This window comes from Spongiibacter thalassae, from assembly GCF_012272835.1.
Taxonomy (GTDB): domain Bacteria; phylum Pseudomonadota; class Gammaproteobacteria; order Pseudomonadales; family Spongiibacteraceae; genus Spongiibacter; species Spongiibacter thalassae.
In genome coordinates, this window is record NZ_JAAWWK010000001.1 from 395,972 (window position 1) to 417,435 (window position 21,464).

Here is a 21,464-nt window from a genome sequence, read left to right on the forward strand (position 1 = left end):
GCCAATTCAATTCCCCGGCCTGTGGGAGCGTGCCCTGCACGCGAACCCTCAGTCTCACCCGCAGGAACTTGCCCTGCTCGCGAGCTCTCAGGCTTTACCGATTTTAGTGCCTATGGAAAATGGTGAGCGTTCAAATGCACTTTAAAATTACAGCGCAGCAGCAGAGGGTAAGGCCGGTCTTTACGTCTATAGATCGTCTGGATTGGGAGCTGCGCTAAAAAGGGATATTCGGGTCGATGACGAGTGCCTGGGGAGTCGGCGCCGAATGTATTTTTTACAACGAGGTGTGGCCGGAAATACCCAGCATAAGGTGTCTACGGCGTCTGAGTTTTCGCCTGATGACCTCATGGTAGAGACCAAAGCGGGGGAAAACTACTTTATAGAACAATACATGAAAATGGGCGTGTTTGTCGGAGGCGCTAACCTGAGATTACAATCTGAGGAAGAAGGAAAGAAAGACGTCGCTAAGTTGAAGCTGGCTCTGTCGGGGCAATGCAGCAAGTAGTTGAACAGCCCTGGCGTAAACGCCTTTTTTGGTAGTATCCCTGGCGGGCAAGTCTTCGCCCGCTAGACCCCCGCTTTTAGCGGGGGTAGTGCATGCAAGCCTTATCCTTCCCTGCGGCCTGTTTTTTTCACTCCCTCGGTCAACAACCTGGGTGGCTCGTCCCGGTGAAATCCTTCAAAGGTGGGGGAGTTGTTGTGGGGTGTCGGTGGGTTCCAGCACAGGCGCGCGTTGGGGGCGCCGCCGTCTACCCGTATACATGAGCCGGTGATAAAGGCAGATCCGGGGGAGAGCAAGTAGACAATAGCCGACGATACTTCGGCGACATTGCCGTAGCGTTGCATGGGAATGGTTTTGGGGAATTTGAGAATTTCCTTTTGTGCAGAGGGTTCGTAGGTGTCGAAGCCGCTACTGGCCACACCCCCTACGGCGACGCTGTTGGCACGCACGCCACTGGGTGCCCATTCAGACGCGGCGCTTTCGGTCAGGGTAAGCATGCCGCCACGGGAGGCGCCGGAGTGGGCGTAGTTGGGCCAGCCGTTCCAGATGTCGGCAATAATATTCACAATGCTGCCGCCGTTGTCGGCCATCCAGCGGTTGTAGACCTCGCGCATCACCATAAAGCCGCCAAACAGATTGAGTCGCACCACTGACTCAAAGCCTTTACTGCTGATTTCATGCAGGGGTTGGCGGTATTGCCCGCCGGCGTTATTGACCAGCCCGTCGATGCGGCCGTGGTTTTCAAGCACGCCCTCAACCATGCTGATCACCTGTTCTTCCACGCGAATATCGCAGGCGTATACCGCGCTGCGGCCACCGTCTTCTTCAATTTCCTGGCGCACGCTTTCCAGTTTGTCGGCACTGCGACCCACCAGCGCAACGGTTGCGCCCAGGGCGGCAAGTTCGTGGGCAGTGCAGCGCCCAATACCGCTGCCGCCTCCGGTCACGATGATCACCTGGTTATCAAAAAGGCCGGGCTTGAATACAGATTGATATGTCATGTTCCACCTTTGCTATGTCTGTCGTTGTAGGTATTGGTATTGTGTTGGCCGCCAGGTTTATATCGAGCGGCTGATAAGGTCTTTCATGATTTCCGAGGTGCCGCCGTAGAGTCGCATTACTCGAGCGTCGCGCCACAATCTGGCGATTTCGTACTCCTCAATATAGCCGTAGCCGCCAAACAATTGCAGGCAGTCGTCCACCACCTTGCAGCGCAGTTCACTGTGCCAGAGCTTTGCTGCGGCGGCTTCGTCGGTGCTCAATTGCTTGTTAACCAGTGCCTGAATGCAGGCGTCCAGGTGCTGCCAGCCGACCTGTAGTTGGGTTTTGATATTGGCCAATACAAAGCGCGTGTTCTGAAAGTCGAATACCGCTTTGCCAAAGGCCTGCCGTTCTTTCACGTAGGCCACAGCAATGTCGTAGGCGTGCTGGGCGGCGGCCTGACAGGAAATGGCGATAGACAGGCGCTCCTGGGGCAGTTCCTTCATCATGTAGATAAAGCCTTCGCCCTGTTTTCCCAGCAAATTTTCGGTGGGAATGAACAGGTCCTCGAAAAACAGTTCGGCGGTGTCTGAGGAGCGGTTGCCCACCTTGTCGAGTTTGCGTCCCTTGGTAAAGCCTGGTTGATCGCAGCCGCATACAAATAGCGAGATTGACCGCGCGCCGCTGTCGTCACCGACCCGCGCTGCAATCACTGCAACATCGGCATTGATGCCGTTGGTGATAAAGGTTTTGGAACCGTTGAGCACATAGCCACCGTCTACCGGGGTGGCGCGGGTACGAATGTTTTTCAGGTCGCTACCGGTGCCGGGTTCGCTCATGCAGATTGCGCCGATGGCTTCGCCTGTGGCCATACGTGGCAACCAGTGCTGTTTAACGGCCTCGCTGCCATAGTTGTTAATGTAGTGGGCGACGATGTCGTTGTGCACGCCAAAGGCGGGGCCGGTGGTGCCGGCGAGGGCGGTTTCTTCAAGGATAATGGCGTTGAATTTGAAGTCGAGGCCACAGCCGCCGTATTGCTCGGGAATGTCGGGCAGCAACATGCCGTTGTCGCCGCAGGCACGCCAGAAGTCGCGGCTGACAATGCCTTCGGTTTCCCACTGTTCAACATAGGGTTGGAGTTCCCGAGCGTACATGCGCTGTACACTCTCGCGAAATTGGTGGTGTTCCTCGGTGTAAATTGACCTTGTCAGCATGGTGGTAGCTCTCTGGTGATTCCGGGTAAATACCCCCTGAGCTTGACAATAATGAGATATTCCGTCTAATGATAAATATTCACTAATAGTCGTAATTGGAATATCTATGAATTCCAACAAACTCAAGTATGTGGTGGCGGTTGACCGCTTCGGGTCACTCACCGCGGCGGCGGAAGTGGTGCATATCACCCAGTCGGCGTTGACCAAGGCCATTGCCGACATTGAAGAAACCGTGGGCTTTGCGCTGTTTGAACGGCGATCACGCGGGGTGGTGGCCACCGCTGAGGGGCGGGCCTTTCTCGATCGCGCGGCGCGGGTGGTGGAAGACCTCGAGCAACTGGTGGCTGACGCCCGCAGTGCCAAGGGTTTGCATGACCTGAAAATGCGCATTGGGGTCTGTCCCCCGTCGCTGGTGTCGTTGTTGAATATAGCCCTGCCCAAGGTGTTGAACCTCCACCCCGGGGTGTGTATTGAGCAAACCGCCGGATGGATCGAGCAGAGTATTCACCACCTGGCTAACCGCGATATCGACCTGTTGGTAGGGCCAATGCCGCATATACAGCGCTATGGTGACCAGTTCACGTTGCATCCTTTGCCGCCATTGGAGATCTGCTTTTTTGTGCGCAAGGGTCACCCGCTGTGCGGTAAAAGCGAAATAGAAGTTGCGCACCTGAGCGACTATCCGATGGCCCTGGCCGACCGCAGTGTGGCGTCGCCAGAGCTGATTTATCAGTTGTTCGGCAGCAGAGAGGTGCCGCCGGACAAACAATTGCACATTATTAATCACTTCTCTTCGGCCTGCCGCATTGTGGCCAGCTCCGACACCATTGGTACGGTTGCAGCTTCCTACCGCAACAACGCGGCGTTTTTACGGAAATTCACCCCACTGGATACCGTCGACACCGTTTCTCCAGTGCCCTTGGTGGCAGCATATCATTCGCGCTTTTTACCCAGCCCTCCTATTCGCACCCTTGTGGGCTTGCTGGAGTCCGAGGCCCATTGGGCCGAAGGCTAGTATCTTTGGCAATGGCGAAAACGCCCTGAAACGGTTGACTGGGCTTTTCAAAATAAAAGATAGCTAGCGAACTTTACTTTTGCAAACGAATAGCTATACTGTTGATAATCAAGGCCCATTCGCACGCCAATAAACGGCGAAATGCTGCTTTATCCCCCTTGGGGCGAGCGTGCTGGGATTGGCTCGTCGTGTTTGCAGAGTTCGCTAAATGAAAAATATTACGGTTACTAACGATGCTCAGGGGCTAATGTTGGCCACGTTGGATATGCCTGATCGGCCCTTCAATGTGTTTTCGGAAGATATGATGGCTGACCTGGCCGAGTTGATTGACTCGGTGAATGACGCGTTTGCAAAGGGCAATGCGCCAACGGGATTGGTAATCACCTCGGGCAAGGGCAGTTTTGTAGCCGGTGCCGATCTCGGCATGATTCAGGATTTCGGCGCCATGCGCTTTCACGCAAGCTGGCAGGAAATGCGCGACCGCTACAGCTATTTAGGCAAGCTGTTCCGTCGTCTTGAGCGTTTGCCGGTGCCGGTGGTGGCTGCAGTGAACGGTCTGGCCCTGGGTGGCGGGCTGGAATTGGCGATGGCCTGTCATGGCCGGGTCTGTGCCGATGCCCGTCATGTGCAACTGGGCTTGCCCGAAATTCTGCTCGGGTTGTTGCCCGGGGCGGGCGGCACCCAACGGCTGCCGCGCTATGTTGGCCTGGAGAGCGGTACTCGAATGCTGCTGGACGGCAAGCCGGTATCGCCGGCGGCGGCTCTTGAGCTGGGGCTGGTCGATCGCGTGGCAGCACCAGACCAACTTATTGAGCAGGCCAAGGCATTGGCCCTGACATTGGCCCCCGGTGCTCTCTGGGATCGGCCTGATTTCAACATGCCCGCGGCCAGCCCCGATCCCACAGACGACGAGTTTGCCCGCTGGGCCTGCGAGCAGGCGGGAATCAGCGCGGGGGAACTCGCGCTGTACCCGGCGGTGTCTGCGATTATCAATTGCATCAAGGGCGGCTATGGCAAGGATATAGATAGTGCCTGCGATGTTGAGTGGGATGTATTTGTCGACCTGATGAGCGACCCGGTGTCCTCCAATATGGTTACGACCTGCTTCCTTGCTAAAACCGCTGCAACCAAACAGTCATTGGCGGATTTGCCCACAGTCGAACCTGTGTCGAGTTTTGCGCTTGGCGAAGGGCTGGATCTGGGAGAGCGTCCGTTCAGGCGTTTATCCCAGCTGCCTCCTGGTGAGGCTCAATTTATCCTCGCGGCGGCGGGCCGGGAGCCCGGTGTGGCAGACCTGAGGGTTGTCTCGGCCCTGGAATGCAATACCGAGGGCGGCACGGCAGAGCCGGTGTTGCGACTGGTGCAGCCATTTGAACAAAGCGAAGTGCTGGAGCTGGCTGCCAGTGGCAGTGATGAGGCCGATGCCCGCGCGCTGGCGGTGCTGGAAAACAGTGGCAAGACCATTGTACTGACGCGAACTGAAAACAGTGTAAACGGGGTGCTGGCGAAAGCGCTTCGGGATGCCAGTGCGGGCAGCGGCGCGTCGCCGGAACAGTTTTTTGCCCAGTGCGCAGCGTTGGGTCTGGATCGCTTGCACAGTCTGACGCTGGATCACCCAGAGGGGGCCACGGGAGGCGTGGAGCCGGATAAAGAGGCGGCATACCGCCTGTTACTCAACCTGTCGCTAGCGGTCGCGGAATGGCTGAGCAATGAGCCGAGTGTTGAGCTGACCCCTGGCGCTAAGGGCGTTGATGCGCTGCTGGCGGGTGTCGATTTGCTGGCGGTCTACGGAGTGGGCTTTCCCAAGTGGACGGGCGGGCCGTTGTCTTGCCTGACCATGTTCCAGCGGGGCGAGTTGAATTGTCCCGGCGCAGCAGAGCTGCTGTCCCGCTGTGCCTGGCGCTTTAAAAATGAATGGGGTTATCACCTGCAAGCGGTATAGCACCCGCAGCGGGTAAAAATTTATCGAATTAATTCGATTGCGAAAATTACGAATGTGCATTAATAGGGTTGCGGCTAATGATTGAACGAACGCTTTTCAACGAAGAACACGATATGTTCCGCGATATGGTCAGGCGATTTATCGACAAGGAAATCGCCCCATACCATGAGCAGTGGGAAAAAGACGGCATTGTCCCTCGGGAGCTTTGGCTCAAAGCCGGTGAAATGGGCCTGTTGTGCTGCACAATCTCTGAGGAATATGGCGGCGTTGGCGCAGACTACCTCTACGACGTGATCGTGTTTGAAGAACTGTTCCGCTCGGGCTTTTCCGGCCCCGGCTTTTTGATTCACACCGACCTCGTCGCCACCTATATCAACTCCTTTGGCACCGACGAGCAAAAGGCGCGGATTCTGCCGAAAATGGTATCCGGTGAGTGGATTGGTTCGCTGGGTATGACCGAGCCCCACGCGGGCAGCGATTTGAAAAATATACGCACCAAGGCAGTTCGCGACGGTGATGACTATGTCATTAACGGCCAGAAAGTGTTTATTTCCAATGGTCAGAACTGCGACATACTGGTCTGCGCGACCAAGACCGACTCAGCGGCCGGTGCTAACGGGGTAACCCTGTTTATTGTTGAGGGCGACCGCGAGGGATTTGTCCGTGGAAAAAACCTCGACAAGCTGGGTATGAAGGCCCAGGACACTTCCGAGCTGTTCTTTGAAAACGTGCGGGTGCCGGCCAGCAATATGCTGGGCGAGGAGGGCAAGGGCTTCAAAATAATGATGCAGAAGCTCGCCCAGGAGCGACTGGCCCAGGCTATTCGCAGCGCCACAGTAACGGAAACCGTTATCGAGTGGACACGTGACTATGTCTCTCAGCGCGAAGCCTTTGGCGGCACGATTGCCGATTTTCAGAACACTCAATTCAAACTTGCTGAATTGCAGGCCGAGGCCGTTGTGGGCCGTGTGTTCACCGACAAATGCATAGAAATGTTTATGCAGGGCAAGCTGGATTCCGTCACCGCGGCTATCGCCAAAATGCAATTGAGCAACCTTCACTGCAAGGCGGTAGATGAGTGTCTGCAATTGTTTGGCGGCTGGGGTTATATGTGGGAATACCCGATCTGCCGCGCCTATGCCGACGCCCGAATTGTCAAAATCGCAGGTGGTTCCATCGAAATTATGAAGACGATTATTGCGAAAGACATGTTTAAAAAGTGAGTCTTGGGGTTGCCGGATCGGTAACCCCAAGGCATGCCGTGAATAAAATTAATAACAGGAGTGCAATATTATGGTGAGTGTTCAGGAAGATACCTTGTTTCAAAGGTCAATGCTTTGCTGCGCCTGGGCGGGCTTTCTGGCAATAGTCTTTTTTATAATAGGCGGAATGCTGCTCGGGGGAATGCTGCCGCCATTGCTGAATGCCAGTGATCCCGCAGCGGTATTTGTCGAGAAGGTATCCGGTCAGCTTTTTGAAATTCGTATCGGCTCCATTGTGCTGATGATGTCCTTCGCCCTTTTTGGCGCGTTTGGCGCCGGTATTGCCGCTCAAACCCGGCGTGGGGAGCAGCGACCGGTATTCTCATACATTCAACTGATGTTTACCGCCTGCGGCACAATGGTTGCGTTGTTGGTGGCCTTTGCCTGGGCGCTTATGGTGTTCAGGCCAGTAGAATATCACCCCTCGCTGGTGCAGATGTTCGCCGACGCGGCGTATTTTCTGGCGGTATTTTCGGTTCCTGTGTTTGGCGGATGGTGCGTGACTATCGCGCTGCCTATCCTGTTCGCGCAGGAGGGGCGCGAGCCATTCCCCCGTTGGGTGGCTTACGTAAACCTCTGGGCGGTTTTGCTCTTTGCGCCGGGACAGATGATAATCTTTTTCAAGGACGGCCCATTCTCCTGGCATGGCATTGTCGCGTTGTGGATTCCCTTTGTGGCTTTCTTTCTGTGGATAGCAATTATGTCCTATGAAATGTTTAAAATTTCAAAGCTGCAGTGGACTAACACTGCGCTCGATTGATGGCGGCTAATCAAGGGTTGCCGCTGTCCAGCGAGACCGTTTCGGGCGAGCAGGAACCGACATCTAGGGTTCCCGGTGAAATAGGCATATGGTTTTTTATCGCTGGGGATCTGCTGGTTTTTGGTGTGTTCTTTGTGCTAATCGCCATGGGGCAGCACCAGAATACTGAGTTGTTCAATGAGTCCCGTGCACAGCTGGATCAGTGGCTGGGTGTGGTCAACACGCTTATTTTGCTGACCGGGTCGTGGTGCGTCGCCCTGGGCGTTGAGCGGTGCAGATCAGCGCATTCTGCGCGAACCAGTCGTCTGTTCAGTTTGGGCATGCTCTGTGGTCTGGCATTTGTGTTGAATAAAGTCCTTGAATGGGGACTGAAGCTCAATATGGGTGTGACGCCTGCGACCAACGAATTCTTTATGTACTTTTTTGTGTTTACCGGTATTCATCTTATACATGTGCTGGTCGGTGTCGGTGTGCTTGCCATAGCCCGGCATGCGAGTCGTCGCGATAACATGAGTTCCGGTGATATTCGAACCATAGAGAACGGTGCGCTGTTCTGGCATCTGGTCGATTTACTGTGGGTTGTACTGTTCGCGTTGTTGTATTTGTTATGAGCATATCCGGTCTTCAATCTCTGTTCACGCAGCACCGGGGGATGACCCTGGCATGGCTGGTATTGGTCGGCACTACATGTGTTGCCTGGAGTCTTGGCGGAACCGGCGACGCGGCCTCGTTGGCGATGTACGGTGTGGTGATTTCCGCGTTTGTTAAAACCTGGGTGATCGGGTTTCAGTTTATGGAACTGAAACACGCACCGAAATGGCTGCGCCATGGGTTTGACGCATGGAATATCATTATGTGCTCGGTGTTGATTGCTGTCCTGCATTAGGCTTGGGCCCGGCACTGACCCCTTCGGGTGGGGTTGCCGGGTTTCGCCGTTGTGTCTTCTCAGGAATATGCCATTGTGTCTTCCAGTTGAGTGCGTTCCGCCAGACGGCGAGATTCACTGATCGACGCCAGAAAGCGGATATTGGCGGTAAGTGCGCGCAGCTCATCCAGCCATTGTTGTCGCAGCTCGGGAGCCGATTCACTGGCCTGCAAGAGCTTGAGACTGTCGGCGATTTTTACCGCGTTTTCAAAGTAGACCGACGACACCGATTCCTCGCAATGAATGCGCTGCTGTAACACCCGCTGTTTGCCCAGAGTGAGTGCCCGATCAATCAGGGTTTTGGTTTGCACGTCTTGCACGCCGGTATCCATACGCAGGGAGCGCGCCACCACAAGATAGGCTTCGATAAAGGCGCGCAGGGTGCCGTGGCCGATCAGGGTGTCGAGCTCGGTGAGCAGGCCGCGGGCAGCTTCGCTACCCCGGGTAATCACCTGTTGCCAGCCGGGCATGCGCAGATCCATTTCCTGTTCCAGGGTTACAAGGAAATTTTCAGACCCCTCAAAGAAGAACTCGTGTTTCAGCAGGTCGCGAATGCGCAGGGCTTCGGCGTGGAACTCCTCAAGTGCGGCCTCGCCCTCACTACGCACCGCAAGCAGGGCCAGCTCGGCAATCGCACTGGTGGTGAAAAAATGAAGCATGCCATTGCGGTAGTAAGCTGCCATTCGCCCACTGTCGTGGGGGATCATATAAACGGTCTCGATACCGTCGTTGATGATTTTGATAACCCCGGTGCCACCCAGCTGGGTCAGGCGTTTGCGCAGGCAGTCTTCAGTAATTTCCCTGGCCTCGTCACTGAGGTGAACATCAAGTAATTTTGCCAGTCGCCAGAGGGCGTACACGCCGCCGGACAATTCCTTGAAATTGATCGCGCGGTGGCCGTTTTCCAACAGCACATAGCACAGCAGCCCGTTGATGGTGACAGGGGTCGCCCGGTTGACATCCACCGCGAGGTCGAAGGCCAGCTTCTGAACCGCTCGCTTGTCCACACGGGGGTTCGACTGGTCGATATAACGGCTGATGGGTACACCCTCGCCGAAGCGTACGTGGATTTTGCCGTGGGGGTTTTTCAAGCCGCTGATGTATTCCATAAACCACGAGGCGGATTCCGGCCGCTTGCTGCCCCCGGCCTGCAAGGCATCGTAGTCGGCGATTTCCGGTACCTGGTCGTAGCAAATGGAAATCGGCATCATCATCAGGTCCTGGGCGTCGTCCCGGGCATAGGCGCTGGCAACATAGTTTATCAAGCCGTAGCGTGGCGGCATCAGCTTGCCGGTGCGACTACGGGTGCCCTCCATCGCCCACATAACCGGAAAGCGCTTTTCTCCCAGATAGTCGATGTAGTTGCGAAACACCGCTTTGTAGACTTCGTCGTTGCCGAAGCTGCGGCGAATAAAAATGGCGCCGGAGCTGCGCAGCAATTGTCCCAGCCCGGGCAGGCTCATATTGATTCCGCCGAAGATATGCGCCGGGGTCAGGTTGTATTGGTGAAACAGCCAGATCAACAAAAAGCCGTCGATATGGGATTTATGGGTGAACAAAAACGCGACGGGCTTTTCTTTCAGTAGTTGTTGTATGCGGGCGATGTCGTTTTCGTCGATGTCGATGTCCGGGTCGAAACCCCGTTCAAACATAAAGCGGCCCAGTGCTGCGGCGATATCGTTGCCAATGGGGGAGGGGGTCGCCGCCATTTCATGAAGGCATTTGCGCGCGTATTTTTCCAGTGACTCAAGGTTTTTGCCGCAAGACTCTGCGATGTGTTCCAGAGCCTCGCGCATGGCGGGGCGTTGAATAACTTCGTTGTCGATCAGCCGGGGTACCCGGTAGCGCGCGCCGCTCAGGTCGCGGTGGGCCTTTTCCAGCGCCAGCAGGGCCGATCGTTCGATAAAGGCGGCGAGGTCGGGGTATTCAAAGCCCTTGCTTTTCTTGCGCTCGAAATTCTCACGCAGTTCATCAGCGGTGGCGCCGGGGCCGACAATCACTCCGGTGTCCAGGCCGCCAGCGACGCTGGATACCAGCTGCTGAAGTGCGTTGGGATTGGCGGTGTGGCCGGCGACGAGATCGCGAAAGGTCACCCCTTCGTCCTTTTGTTTGCGGGGAATCCAGTTCAAGCGTATCGGGCTGAGGTAGCAGTTGTCGAAGCGCTCGATGGCGGCCATCAAATCGCCTTTGCTCAGCCGCCGCCGGCTCGCGGTGCGCAGCGGTCGGTAGACAATGTCGTATATGCGGTTCGCCGGGCGGTGGGCGTCGATAAACTGTTTAAGCAGTTTCATCTCCCGCTTGCTGGAACAGTCGGCGATAAAAATCACTGGCAAGTCGGTATCGGTTGGCCAGGGGTTTTTATTGATTTGGCTCATAATGGGGGTTACCTGTAGTGACTAATTCGGTGGCGATAAATGCTGATCCAGCCAGTCGCCCAGCTCGGTGAAAATGTCCTGTCGGCACGGCTCATTGAAAATTTCATGGTAGAGGTCGGGATAAATCACCAGGTCTTTGTCGGTGCTGGCGATGGCGTCGTGCATGCGCACAGAACCATTGGGGTGGGCGAGGGCGTCGGCGCCGCCATGCATAAACAACATGGGAATGCGGATAGCATCGGCGCGCTCCAGGGCACGCCCGGCGGCGTTGAGGATTTCGGTAATCAGTTTTACGCAGCCCTTGCCCTGCAGTACCAGCGGGTCGTTACGATAGGCCGCTACCGTGGCCGGGTCACTGCTGACCAGTGTGGGGTCAACACTGAATACCCTGGCTTTGGGCAACAGGACGGCGAGCCCCTTCAGCAAGCGTCGCTGCAGGGGGCCGATGGCATCGTCAGTGGCCAGGGCCGGGCCGGACAGGGCGCAAATATCGACCAGCCCGGGGTGGTCAATCAACAGATTGCTGGCGATGACGCCGCCCATGCTGTGGCCAATCATAATGCAGGGAAGGTCGGGAGCCTGGGCTTTGACCCGTTCGATAAAATCCGCTGCGGTATCAACAAATATTGCAAAGCTTTCGATAAAACCCGGCTCGCCCTCTGATTTGCCGTGGCCCTGGTGGTCGAGTGCGTAACAGCTGTAACCCCGTTGGTTCAATGAGCTTGCCAACTCACTGTAGCGGCCGCCGTGTTCACCCAGTCCGTGCACAATAACTACCTGGGCCTTGGCTTGGGTAACGGGCCAACTGTGGGTGTGTATTTTCTTGCCGTAGGCATTAATAAAGCCTTGAGCGGTATTAGTCATGGGCCGGTGGTCTCGCGCTAGGGGGCGTTGATGTGTGTGGGCGGCGCTGGGGCGCGAGGGCATCGCGCTGCCGCAGAATATTGTCGAGCACCCGACTGATGTGGGTTTGTATGCGTATGCGCTCTATATGGGGCCAACTGGCGCGCTCACCGGCATGAATCAGGGCGAGGGCCTCTTCACTGCTGCGACCCGAGAGCAGGCTCATGGGATTGTGCAGCATGGATGGCGGAAAAATATTGATGTCGCCGGTATAGGTTTGTGACAGCACGCGCCCCAGCATGGTGGCGGCCACGTGCAGCGGTGACTGGCTGGCGGCGGGGTGGCTGATGAGTTTATTGCCGGCCACCAGCCATTCCCGTGTGGTGTTTTTCATCGCCTTTTTCAGCACCGCGAGGCCCACCGGGTCTTTTTCCCGATTGATAAAGGGCAGCGCGGCGGGGTTGGTCTGGCTGACAATAAAGTGGTTCACCCCATACAGGCGAGTAATTCGACGAATTGGCATGTCGTCGGAAATCGAGCCGTCCATCCAGCGCCGGTCTTCCAGATAGGGGCGGATATTGCCGTATTCGTCTTTGGCGCGAAGGCCCACAGCGGGGAAAAAACCCGGAAAGGCGCAGGAGGCCATCACCGCGTCGCGCACCATGACATTGGGTGAGGCGATCGAGTTCAGCAGTCTGGACGACTGGTGGGTTTCCACTGGTGCGACCGACACATTGAGGTCGAAGCCGGTGGCCTGCTGGGCCTCTTGAAAGGTCATTTCCGGAATCAGCCGATGGTAGAGTTCCTTGACGCCATCCACCGAGATCGGTTTGCGGCGAAGCAGGCCAATATTGCCGAGAATGCCGTTTTCCTTTTCGACCTCAAAGCGGATGTATTCGGGGTCGAAGATACCTTCGAGTTCGGTGTGGGAGTGGGTGCCTACCAGCGAGCCAATCAGTGCACCACCACTGGAGCCACAGATAATGCGCGGAAGCAGGTTTTGCTCCCACAGACTTTTGACGACGCCGAGGTGAAAGTAAAACAGGGTGCCGGAACCGCTGAGCATCAGTGCTGATCGGCCAAAGCAATGACTGGCTCGCTGAAAGAAATCGAGTTTTTCGGCTTCGCTGATCGCGTTGGCCTCGTCGCTGGCCAGGTACTCCAGGGCATCGCCGATTTCGGTGACATATTCCTCAATGAGCGCCTTGGTGCCAAAGGCCGCCCGCTGATACAGCAGGTCGTTGCCCATGCCCGCCATATTGCCGTGAATGCCTTCATTCAGAACGAACAGCAGCCCCTTGCTGTCGCCGCTGGTGCGCTTGTCGCGGAGTTTGGTCAGTCGGTTGCGAATTGAGCGATAATCGTAAAGGCGGCTGCTTTCGGCCCGTTTCCATGCCTCCATGCCGGTTTTCTGGTCGCGAATCATGGCGGCCTCACACCACTGGGCATAGCTTTTTGCCTGGGCCATTGCCCGGCTGGGCGTGGGCTGATGCCGTGGGCGGCGCCGTGTGCGAAGGGCGGTCATCAGGCTGGTTGTCCGAGTTGTTGGCACAGCCACTGGAATTCGCTGTGCAGGGCGTCGATCAAGGTGTCGTGGTCGGGCAGGATGTCTTCGGTAGAGGTAATGCTCAGGCTCAGGCGACCGTTATAGCTCATGACTACGAAGAACAAACCCATGCGGTCGGCCAGTGGCACCATACCGAATTGCTCGCGACACTCGGCGCCGGCCAGGTAAAGCGCTTGCTGTGGTCCGGGCACATTTGATACCGCGAGATTGCACAGCTTACCGGTGGTGTTCGACGCCAACAGTAACTGGGTAAAGGCCGCCATGCCGGTGCTGGGCAGATGCTGAGTGAGGTCAGTCACCATACGGGCGGCGAGCCCTGACCTGGCTTCCTTGGCGTCGCGGGTGGCGGCGACAATGCGCTTGAGCCGCTCCATCGGATCGCGAATCTGGCTGGCCAAAGCGATGGCGGTGGCACTGATGTTATTGCCATCGGCGTCGGCATTGCCTGGCTGCCGCGCATTGATCGGCACCCAGGCTACCAGCGGAATATTGGGCAGAGCCTTGTGACCGCTGAGATAGCGATGGAGCCCGCCACTGCTTATCGCCAGAATAATATCGTTGAGGGTGGCGCCGGGGTGTAGTTGCCGCAGGGCCTTGAGCTGATCCAGTGGAAAGAAGGTGGTTGCCAGCTTTTTCTCTGGCCCTACCGGCTGATTAAAACGGGTTTTGGGAACCGGGTGTTTTTTGTCGCCTGCGGTGCCGTCATCGCTTGATGCCTTGCGCAGGGCTCCAAGCTGTTTGGCAATACGGCTTACTGCCGAGGCGGGGGCATTCAGGTAATTACGTCTGGCATTGTGTAACAGGTGCTTGCGCGTTGGCAGATTATAAGCCGTGTCATCAAATGGGGTATCAGTGGATGTTTCGGCGGTCGGGCTGTTGTCGTGCAGGCCCAGAAAAAGTTTCATCGCGGCAACGCCGTCAATGGCGGCGTGATGAATTTTGATTAACACTGCAAAGCTGTTAGTGGGCAGTCCCTCCAGATGATTCAGTCCGGTGACTACCACCGCCTCCCAGGGAGGGCGTCGCAGATCCAGTGGTCGGGAGTGGAATTGGGCGGTAATGCGGTTCAGTGTCGCGCGGTCGCCGGGGGCCGGCGCGGCAACGTTGCTGATGTGATTATCGAGATTGAAGTGCGGCGCCTTCTCCCAATAGGGATAGTCCAGGTTGAAGGGCAGTGTTTTGATCCGGTGACGGAAAATACTGCTGAGATGCAGCCGCTGTTCAAATTGCTGGCGCACCGCGCGTGCGGCAGAAAACGTATTGTCAGTCGGTGGCGCGTAGACGCAAACCATGGTGGCGTTAGACAGATTGTTCTCTGTCTCCATATACAGAAACTGGGCGTCCTGGGGCTTAAGCTGTCTTATCATTGCGGGCCTTTGCGGGTTTTGCCGGCGTGCTGTCGGACTTGATGGAGGCGGTCTTGCGCGGACGTCTGGGGGGCTTTTCGCGGGGGTAGCCCAGCGCCTCAAGGTAGAGGTTGCGCACGTCGTGAATGTGGCGGTCCAGGGTGTCGCGCTGCCAGCGACGGGTATCGACTGGCGGCAGTATTTCAACGGTGACGGTGGCGGGGTGGAAAAATTTATCGCCCTTGCCCTGCACATCCATCGAGTTGTGAATCACCACTGGAATGATGTTCGCGCCCGCGTCGAGGGCGAGATGAAAAGCGCCTTTTTTAAACGGCCCGGGTTTGCGCGATTGGCTGCGGGTGCCCTCCGGGGCGATGGCGACACTGCGGCCTTCCAGTTTAATGGCGTCAACAAGGGGAGCCATGCTGTTGATGGCCGATGCGCTGTCGCTGCGGTCGATGGGAATGACGCCGGCAAATTCATAGGCGTCGGACAGCAGTGGAATGCGGCCAAAGGCCCGTTTGCCAATTCCTGCGTAATTTTCCTTGAGCAGCTTGAGAATAATAAAACCGTCGGCGGTGCTCTGATGGTTAAAGATCACGACGCCCGCCGGACTGTCATTGAGGTAGTGCTCGTTCACCACCTTAAGTTTCATGCCGGTCAGCGCGCTGACACTGTCGGTGAAAGCGTTCAGCATAAAACTGCGGCCCTTGTCCCGGTCGCCCTGCAAACGGGCAACTCCGAGCCCACCGAGATAGGTGGCAACCAGCGAGGCGTAAACCCCGGCGGTGCCGCCCAGCTCGCGCAGTCGCCACTTGCGCGGGGCGAAGTCGAAACAGTGCCAATCCTGCTGCTCTGCGCGCTGGCGCAGCCCGGTATTGGGGTTGACCGCTACGGGGCAGCCGACAACCTCCAGTAGTGGCAGGTCTTCGTCGCTGTCGGAATAAAAAAAGGCGTTGTCGAGGGAGCACTGCAGCGACTCGGCGAGGTCTTCGGCGGCGCTGCGCTTGCCATAGCCCCAGCACACTGGCTGGCTGACCTTGCCGTTAAAGACGCCGTTCTCAAGGAGATAGACGGAGCTGGCAATATGCTCGATTTGCAGCTCTGCCGCGGTAGCAGCAATGGCCTGTCGGGGAGCTGAGGAGGCGATGGCAACGGTGTGTCCCTTGGCTCTGTGGGCGGCAATCAGCGCCCGCGCTTCCGGGTAAATGCGTTTGTATAGCTGCTTTTCAAAGACAGCCTGGCACAGCTCGGCAAACTCTTCCTCGCTGCGACCCGCGATAAACGACGCGCCCACTTCCATTAGCCCCTGATCGTCCAATAGGCCAAGCCGGTGGTTCAGCGCACTGAGAAAAGTGTTGGCAAAGGCGGTTTTGGATATGTCGCCACGACGAAGCTGTTCCAGTAGAACGAATATCGAGGAGTAGCCTGCGATCAGAGTGCCGTCGAAATCAAACAGTGCGAGGGTGTCCGGTCCCTCGGGGGTGTCGGCAATTTCGGCGTAAAGTTCTTCAAGGCTCGACATTGTTAGTATCCATTAATATTCTATAGCGTAGTAATTTCTACGAATGCCCCGAGACTGTCAACGATAACTGTCCGGACAAGGATTCGCCCTGTGCGATAGTATGGGTTATCGTGCAAATATCGGGCCTAGTGCTGGTTTTAGCGGGCCTTCGGCCGAGATGATGAAATTTATGATGGGTTGTGATAATAATAAGCAAGCGAAATAATAGCAAGCATATTGTGCGTATGCTAAATCTGTGTCTATAATGATTTCCGACAGGGTGGCCCATAGTCGTAAAGGGGTGCTCGATAGATTAACCACTCTGATATTGCCGCCCTCCGGTGGCGGTCATATTGGACTCAAATTGCAGCAGAGAGGTGTATTTTGAAAGGCTTGACGGGAAAGGTCGCAATAGTAACCGGCGGTGGCAGTGGTATTGGCGAGGCCATCGTGCTGCGTTTGGCAGAAGAGGGCTGCAAGGTCGCCCTGTTTGATATCAATAGTGACGCCGCTGCAGCGGTTGCCGAGAAGTCAAGGGCGGCTGGTGCCGCTGGCTCGGTGTCGCCTTACGTTGCCGATATCACTAACCTGGAAGCGGTCGAAGCGGCGGTGGAAAAGGTGGAGTCTGAATTGGGGCCGGTGTGGATGCTGGTGAACAATGCCGGTTGGGATCAGCCCGCGCCCTTCCTCAGTACCGGCCCCGAGCTGTGGCAGAAAATCGTTAACCTGAATTTATTTGGTCCTATTAACCTGCACGCTGCGGTGTGCAAACGTATGGCAGAGCGAAACGAGGGACGCGTTGTTAATGTGGCGTCGGATGCCGGTCGTGTCGGCACCAGCAACGAGGCGGTTTACTCGGCCTGTAAAGGTGGCACGATTGCCTTCAGCAAGTCGATGGCGCGGGAATTGGCGCGAAATAATATTCTGGTGAACGCCGTGTGCCCCGGGCCAACGGATACTCCCGCTATGGCGGCGGTTGCTGGCACCGGGCCGGAAGCGGAAAAATGGAAGCAGTCGATGGCGCGGGGAATTCCGTTGCGCCGTATGGCCCAGCCCGAGGACTACCCAGGAATGATCGCCTTTCTCGGCAGCGACGATGCCGGGTATATCACCGGGCAAGCGATTTCGATTTCCGGTGGGCTGACAATGAGCTGAGGCTCATTGCACTCTGAATAAACATCACTAGCAGCAGGTAAGGACAGGATTATGTTTGCTTCTACCCCCTATGAAGACATTATCTACGAAAACCGCAATGGCGCGGCCTGGATTATCATCAACCGACCCAAGGTGTACAACGCCTTTCGCGGCAAAACCATCGAGGAATTGATTCACGCTTTTCTGACCGCCGCGAGCGACAAGGAAGTGGGTGTGGTGGTATTGACCGGTGCCGGCGACAAGGCGTTTTGTACCGGCGGTGACCAGTCCAACCACGACGGTGACTATGATGGTCGCGGTGTTGTGGGGCTGCCGATTGACGAACTGCAGTCGGCGATTCGCGACATTCCCAAACCGGTTATCGCGGCGGTGAATGGTTTTGCGATTGGTGGCGGCAACGTGCTGGCGACAATCTGTGATCTGACCATTGCCGCCGACACAGCGCAAATGGGCCAGGTGGGGCCGAAGGTCGGCTCTGTAGACGCAGGCTGGGGCACCGCCTATCTTGCGCGCATTGTCGGCGAGAAAAAGGCTCGTGAAATCTGGTATATGTGCAAGCGTTATACCGCCCAGGAAATGGCTGATATGGGCTTGGTGAACAAAGTCGTGCCCGCCGCTGAATTGGAGGCCGAGGTCACCAGCTGGTGCGAAACCATGTTGCAGCACAGCCCCACCGCCATGGCTCTGGCCAAACGCTCCTTTAACTGCGATACCGAGTCTATTCGCGGCACCAGCATGATGGCGCTGAATGCGGTGAAAATGTATTACGACACGGCAGAGTCGAAAGAGGGCGTGAACGCCTTCAATGAAAAGCGCAAGCCGGATTTCAGAAAGTTTATTGACTGATCGCCGACGCGCGCGCGGCTAAGGCAGCCCCTGTGCAAATGGATGCAGGGGCTGCAACATAATAATTATCCAGTCTGCGGGAGGTTTGCCCATGCACCTGACAGCAGCGCAGGAATTTCACGAGCTGAATACCCGCTATGGTGGCGAAGTCGCCAGTGCAAGCCGAGCCTCCGGTCTGGCGCTGATGCTGTACGACACCTCCGCCGCCTCTCCGGCAATACACTTTCTGCACAACAGCGGCATCCCCGAGTCGGTAGTGACCTCTTACTCGTCCCAATGGTTTACCTGTGACCCCTTGTTGCCTGATGCCGGTTGCCACGACGAAGTGATGCGCCATAGTTCTATCGTGGCCCCGGCCAATAGTGTTGCCGAGACGAACGAGGTGTATTTTTCCCGCCTGGGCCGGGCGGGCTTTGTCGAGGCCGCGGCATTGTCGCGCCCCCTGGGGCGCAGTTTTCATCTGGTGGTGGGCTTGTTGGCCCACCGCCAACAATTTCGCGGCAGTCTGTCGGTAGATAGCGTTACTGGTCAGGTGGATCAATGGCTGGCTCAGGGCAGTGACTATCTTGTCGATGCCTGTTTGCATATCGCACTGTATCGCCCGGCGGCGCCCCCCGCCGCGCCTGTTGCGCCAGTATCGATGACCCGCCGGGAGCAGCAATTGGTCAACGAGCTGCTGCGGGGGAGTAGTAATAAGCAGATCGCCGCTGACCTCCATTTGTCGATTTACACCATTGAAAACTACCTCAGCCGCTTGTATCGCAAGTTTGCTGTGCACAGCCGTACGGCCCTGCTTGCGGCGCTGCGCCAGTCAGCGGCGGCGCGCGGAGGGTAAGTTCGAGTCGCTGGTCTCGCATTGTTAAGTAGTAGGCGTAAAAAACGTAAACGAAAGAATCGCAAGCAAACAAAAAATCTGATAACTTGGATTGGCGTGTTCTTATAGCCATAACAATCAAAAAGGAATCAGTATGCGTAAATTCGTGAAGTATTCGCCTATTGTTTGGAGCCTGCCTCTGTTCGTCGGACCCCTAACCACCCATGCCTTGCTCGAAGAGGTAGTGGTGACGGCCCAAAAGCGGGCGGAAAATGTGCAGGATGTGCCCATCGCGATCACTGCCGCCACGGCGGAGTTGTTGGAAAAAACCGGTATCACCGGCTCAGATGAGCTAACCCAGGTGGTGCCAAACCTCCAGTTCAGCCGCCAGGTGGGTTCGGCTACGCCGTTTATTCGCGGGGTGGGTACCAAGAACTCGTCAGTGGGTGACGAGAGTAGCGTGTCGACCTATGTCGATGGGGTGTATTACTCGTCGATGGCCGGCTCTGTTATGGACTTTAATAATATCGAGCGGGTGGAAGTGTTGCGCGGGCCGCAGGGCACGCTGTTTGGCCGCAACGCCACCGGCGGTTTGATCCACGTGATTACCAAGGACCCGGTTTTCGATACCACCGGTATGCTGGGTGTGGGCTACGGCACCTATAACGAGGCTCAGCTGAACGGTTACTTCAGCACTGGCCTGTCCGAGTCGGTTGCGGTGGATGTGTCGGCGTTTTACCTGAATCGCGATAAGGGTTATGGCGACAATCTCACCCGTGGCGAAGAGCGCCCCGGAGAGGAGAGCAGCTCACTGCGCAGCAAGCTGCTTTACGATATCGACGATAAAAGCAGCGTGATTTTCAGCGCCCTGAGAACCAATCGACGCAGTGACGTCGGTGTGGCCCGGCAGCCCGCCGAGGGCACAACCGCCACCGGCGGTGGCACCAATACCGGTGATTTTCAGGATGTGAACACCAACCAAGAGCCTCTGGCCGATACAGACACCGACTCCTACAGCGCGAAATATCGTCGCGACTTTGAGCACTTTGAGTTGATCTCGACGACGGCGCGCACAGTGACCCACCTCGACTATCTGCTGGATCAGGACTCGGGGCCAGCACAAATTGTTAACTTTTACATTCGCCAGTATACCAAGCAGCTGACCCAGGAATTTCAGTTTAACTCAGTGGGTGATGGGCCATTGCAGTGGACCGCCGGTTTGTATTACCTGAATGCTGATGCGGCCTACGACAATACCGTGGTGACCACGCCCAATGCGGATATCGGAGTGGATTCCGTGCAGGAAACCACCTCCTATGCGGTCTACGCTCAGGGGAGTTACGACATCACCTCAGCGACCAAGCTGACCCTCGGTGCACGCCATACCCAGGACGACCGTGAGCTGAGTGGCACGACTACGGTGGGAACAAACGTTTCGCCCTTCGCGGCTGATGAAAGCTGGTCATCGCCAAGTTGGCGCTTGGCGGTGGATCACCAGCTGGACGACAATGTGCTGCTTTACGGTAGTTACAGTCGCGGTTTCAAAAGCGGGGTGTACAACACCCTGGTCGTAACGGGCAACGCGCCGCAACCGGTCGACCCGGAAGAACTGGACGCCTACGAAGTGGGCTTCAAGGGCGATTTCCTCGACCGAAGCCTGAGGGTCAATGCCGCGGCGTTCTACTACGACTTCCAGAATTTGCAGCTGCAACAGATTTTGGGTGGCGCGGTATTCCTGTTCAACGTGGGTGACTCGGAGATGTACGGTGCCGAAATTGAAACCCAGTACTATGTCACGGAAAACCTAGACCTGACGGCATCGTTGGCACTGTTGGATACGGAGTACACCAATTTTGACAATGGACCGGTAATTTCACCGAATCAGAATGGCTCGGGGAATACTCAGACCTTTGCCGATCTGGCCGGAAACGAAATGACACGAGCGCCAAAAACGACTGCAAGTGTAAGCGCCAACTATCGTCAGGACACCAGTTTGGGTGAGGTGAACTATAACGTGTCCTACTACTATAACGACGGCTTTTACTGGGAGCCCGACAACCGCACCGAACAGGACAGCTACGACGTGTTGAATGCCGAAGTGGCGCTGACTACCAAGGACGAGACCTGGCGCTTCCGTCTGTATGGCCGCAATATGCTCGACAGCGAGTACTCCTATTACTCGCAGCAAAGCACCTTTGGTGATTTCGTCTCGTCGGCGCCGCCAGCTACCTTCGGGGTAGAGGCTGAGTATCGGTTCTGACCACTCCCGGGGCCTGTCAATAGGCCCCGATATGCGCCTTCATGCATGTTGATTCGCCTATAACATGGCCGCACTACATCCTCAACGCCGTGTTTTGGGGCGCCGGAGCGTCAGCGGAGGCGTCCCAGCAGCACACGTCCCTCACGACAAAAT

General features: G+C 56.6%; 17 protein-coding genes and 1 pseudogene. 11 read left to right on the top strand and 7 right to left on the bottom strand.

The annotated features are described in order from the left end of the window. Positions 1-175: 175 nt before the first annotated feature. Positions 176-505: pseudogene (locus tag HCU74_RS01625) on the top strand (DUF2846 domain-containing protein); the annotation flags it as partial. Between the two features lie 101 nt (positions 506-606). Here the strand turns inward: HCU74_RS01625 and HCU74_RS01630 are convergent. After that, on the bottom strand, positions 607-1,503 hold the full coding sequence (locus HCU74_RS01630; RefSeq protein WP_168448646.1) for an SDR family oxidoreductase: 897 nt from the start codon (positions 1,501-1,503) through the stop codon (positions 607-609). A 57-nt stretch (positions 1,504-1,560) separates the two neighbouring features. Next, on the bottom strand, positions 1,561-2,697 hold the full coding sequence (locus HCU74_RS01635) for an acyl-CoA dehydrogenase family protein (RefSeq protein ID WP_168448647.1): 1,137 nt from the start codon (positions 2,695-2,697) through the stop codon (positions 1,561-1,563). Between the two features lie 106 nt (positions 2,698-2,803). Here HCU74_RS01635 and HCU74_RS01640 point away from each other — a divergent pair, with 106 nt between their 5' ends. The 6 genes from HCU74_RS01640 to HCU74_RS01665 all read left to right on the top strand — a co-directional run bounded on the left by HCU74_RS01640 (position 2,804) and on the right by HCU74_RS01665 (position 8,562). Further along, positions 2,804-3,712, top strand: a complete 909-nt coding sequence (locus tag HCU74_RS01640; protein WP_168448648.1) for a LysR family transcriptional regulator — start codon at positions 2,804-2,806, stop codon at positions 3,710-3,712. Between the two features lie 208 nt (positions 3,713-3,920). Beyond that, complete coding sequence (locus HCU74_RS01645; RefSeq protein ID WP_168448649.1) at positions 3,921-5,654, top strand: enoyl-CoA hydratase-related protein; 1,734 nt, start codon at positions 3,921-3,923, stop codon at positions 5,652-5,654. 77 nt (positions 5,655-5,731) lie between these two features. Continuing rightward, the gene (locus tag HCU74_RS01650) at positions 5,732-6,877 is read left to right on the top strand and encodes an acyl-CoA dehydrogenase family protein (RefSeq protein WP_168448650.1); all 1,146 of its coding nucleotides are present in this window, start codon (positions 5,732-5,734) and stop codon (positions 6,875-6,877) included. 70 nt (positions 6,878-6,947) lie between these two features. Then, on the top strand, positions 6,948-7,676 hold the full coding sequence (locus HCU74_RS01655; protein ID WP_168448651.1) for a hypothetical protein: 729 nt from the start codon (positions 6,948-6,950) through the stop codon (positions 7,674-7,676). Beyond that, positions 7,676-8,287, top strand: coding sequence for a cytochrome c oxidase subunit 3 (locus tag HCU74_RS01660; RefSeq protein WP_168448652.1), 612 nt, complete (start codon positions 7,676-7,678; stop codon positions 8,285-8,287). The genes HCU74_RS01655 and HCU74_RS01660 overlap by 1 nt, the downstream gene beginning before the upstream one ends. Beyond that, the gene (locus HCU74_RS01665) at positions 8,284-8,562 is read left to right on the top strand and encodes a cytochrome C oxidase subunit IV family protein (RefSeq protein WP_168448653.1); all 279 of its coding nucleotides are present in this window, start codon (positions 8,284-8,286) and stop codon (positions 8,560-8,562) included. Before HCU74_RS01660 ends, HCU74_RS01665 begins: the two co-directional genes overlap by 4 nt. 59 nt (positions 8,563-8,621) lie before the next feature. Here the strand turns inward: HCU74_RS01665 and HCU74_RS01670 are convergent, their stop codons facing one another. Genes HCU74_RS01670 through HCU74_RS01690 form a run of 5 tightly spaced genes read right to left on the bottom strand, consistent with a single transcriptional unit; the run spans position 8,622 to position 16,257 of the window. Next, positions 8,622-10,976 (bottom strand): 1-acyl-sn-glycerol-3-phosphate acyltransferase, encoded by a 2,355-nt coding sequence (locus tag HCU74_RS01670; protein ID WP_168448654.1) that lies wholly within the window; start codon positions 10,974-10,976, stop codon positions 8,622-8,624. Positions 10,977-10,997: 21 nt separating this feature from the next. Further along, positions 10,998-11,840, bottom strand: coding sequence for an alpha/beta hydrolase (locus HCU74_RS01675; protein ID WP_168448655.1), 843 nt, complete (start codon positions 11,838-11,840; stop codon positions 10,998-11,000). After that, positions 11,833-13,344: a DUF3336 domain-containing protein gene (locus HCU74_RS01680; RefSeq protein WP_246864391.1), complete on the bottom strand. Its 1,512-nt coding sequence runs from the start codon at positions 13,342-13,344 to the stop codon at positions 11,833-11,835. Before HCU74_RS01680 ends, HCU74_RS01675 begins: the two co-directional genes overlap by 8 nt. Beyond that, a complete protein-coding gene (locus HCU74_RS01685; protein WP_168448656.1) occupies positions 13,344-14,753 on the bottom strand; it encodes a wax ester/triacylglycerol synthase family O-acyltransferase in 1,410 nt (469 codons plus the stop codon). The genes HCU74_RS01680 and HCU74_RS01685 overlap by 1 nt, the downstream gene beginning before the upstream one ends. After that, a complete protein-coding gene (locus tag HCU74_RS01690) occupies positions 14,737-16,257 on the bottom strand; it encodes an HAD-IB family hydrolase (protein ID WP_168448657.1) in 1,521 nt (506 codons plus the stop codon). Before HCU74_RS01690 ends, HCU74_RS01685 begins: the two co-directional genes overlap by 17 nt. A 363-nt stretch (positions 16,258-16,620) precedes the next feature. On the opposite strand from HCU74_RS01690, the gene HCU74_RS01695 reads away from it, so the two are divergent. The 4 genes from HCU74_RS01695 (at position 16,621) to HCU74_RS01710 (ending at position 21,311) form a co-directional block, all read left to right on the top strand. Further along, the gene (locus tag HCU74_RS01695; protein WP_168448658.1) at positions 16,621-17,391 is read left to right on the top strand and encodes an SDR family oxidoreductase; all 771 of its coding nucleotides are present in this window, start codon (positions 16,621-16,623) and stop codon (positions 17,389-17,391) included. A gap of 51 nt (positions 17,392-17,442) precedes the next feature. Next, on the top strand, positions 17,443-18,237 hold the full coding sequence (locus HCU74_RS01700) for an enoyl-CoA hydratase-related protein (RefSeq protein ID WP_168448659.1): 795 nt from the start codon (positions 17,443-17,445) through the stop codon (positions 18,235-18,237). Between the two features lie 91 nt (positions 18,238-18,328). After that, complete coding sequence (locus tag HCU74_RS01705; protein ID WP_168448660.1) at positions 18,329-19,072, top strand: helix-turn-helix transcriptional regulator; 744 nt, start codon at positions 18,329-18,331, stop codon at positions 19,070-19,072. A gap of 133 nt (positions 19,073-19,205) precedes the next feature. Beyond that, the gene (locus HCU74_RS01710; RefSeq protein ID WP_168448661.1) at positions 19,206-21,311 is read left to right on the top strand and encodes a TonB-dependent receptor; all 2,106 of its coding nucleotides are present in this window, start codon (positions 19,206-19,208) and stop codon (positions 21,309-21,311) included. Positions 21,312-21,464: the final 153 nt, after the last annotated feature.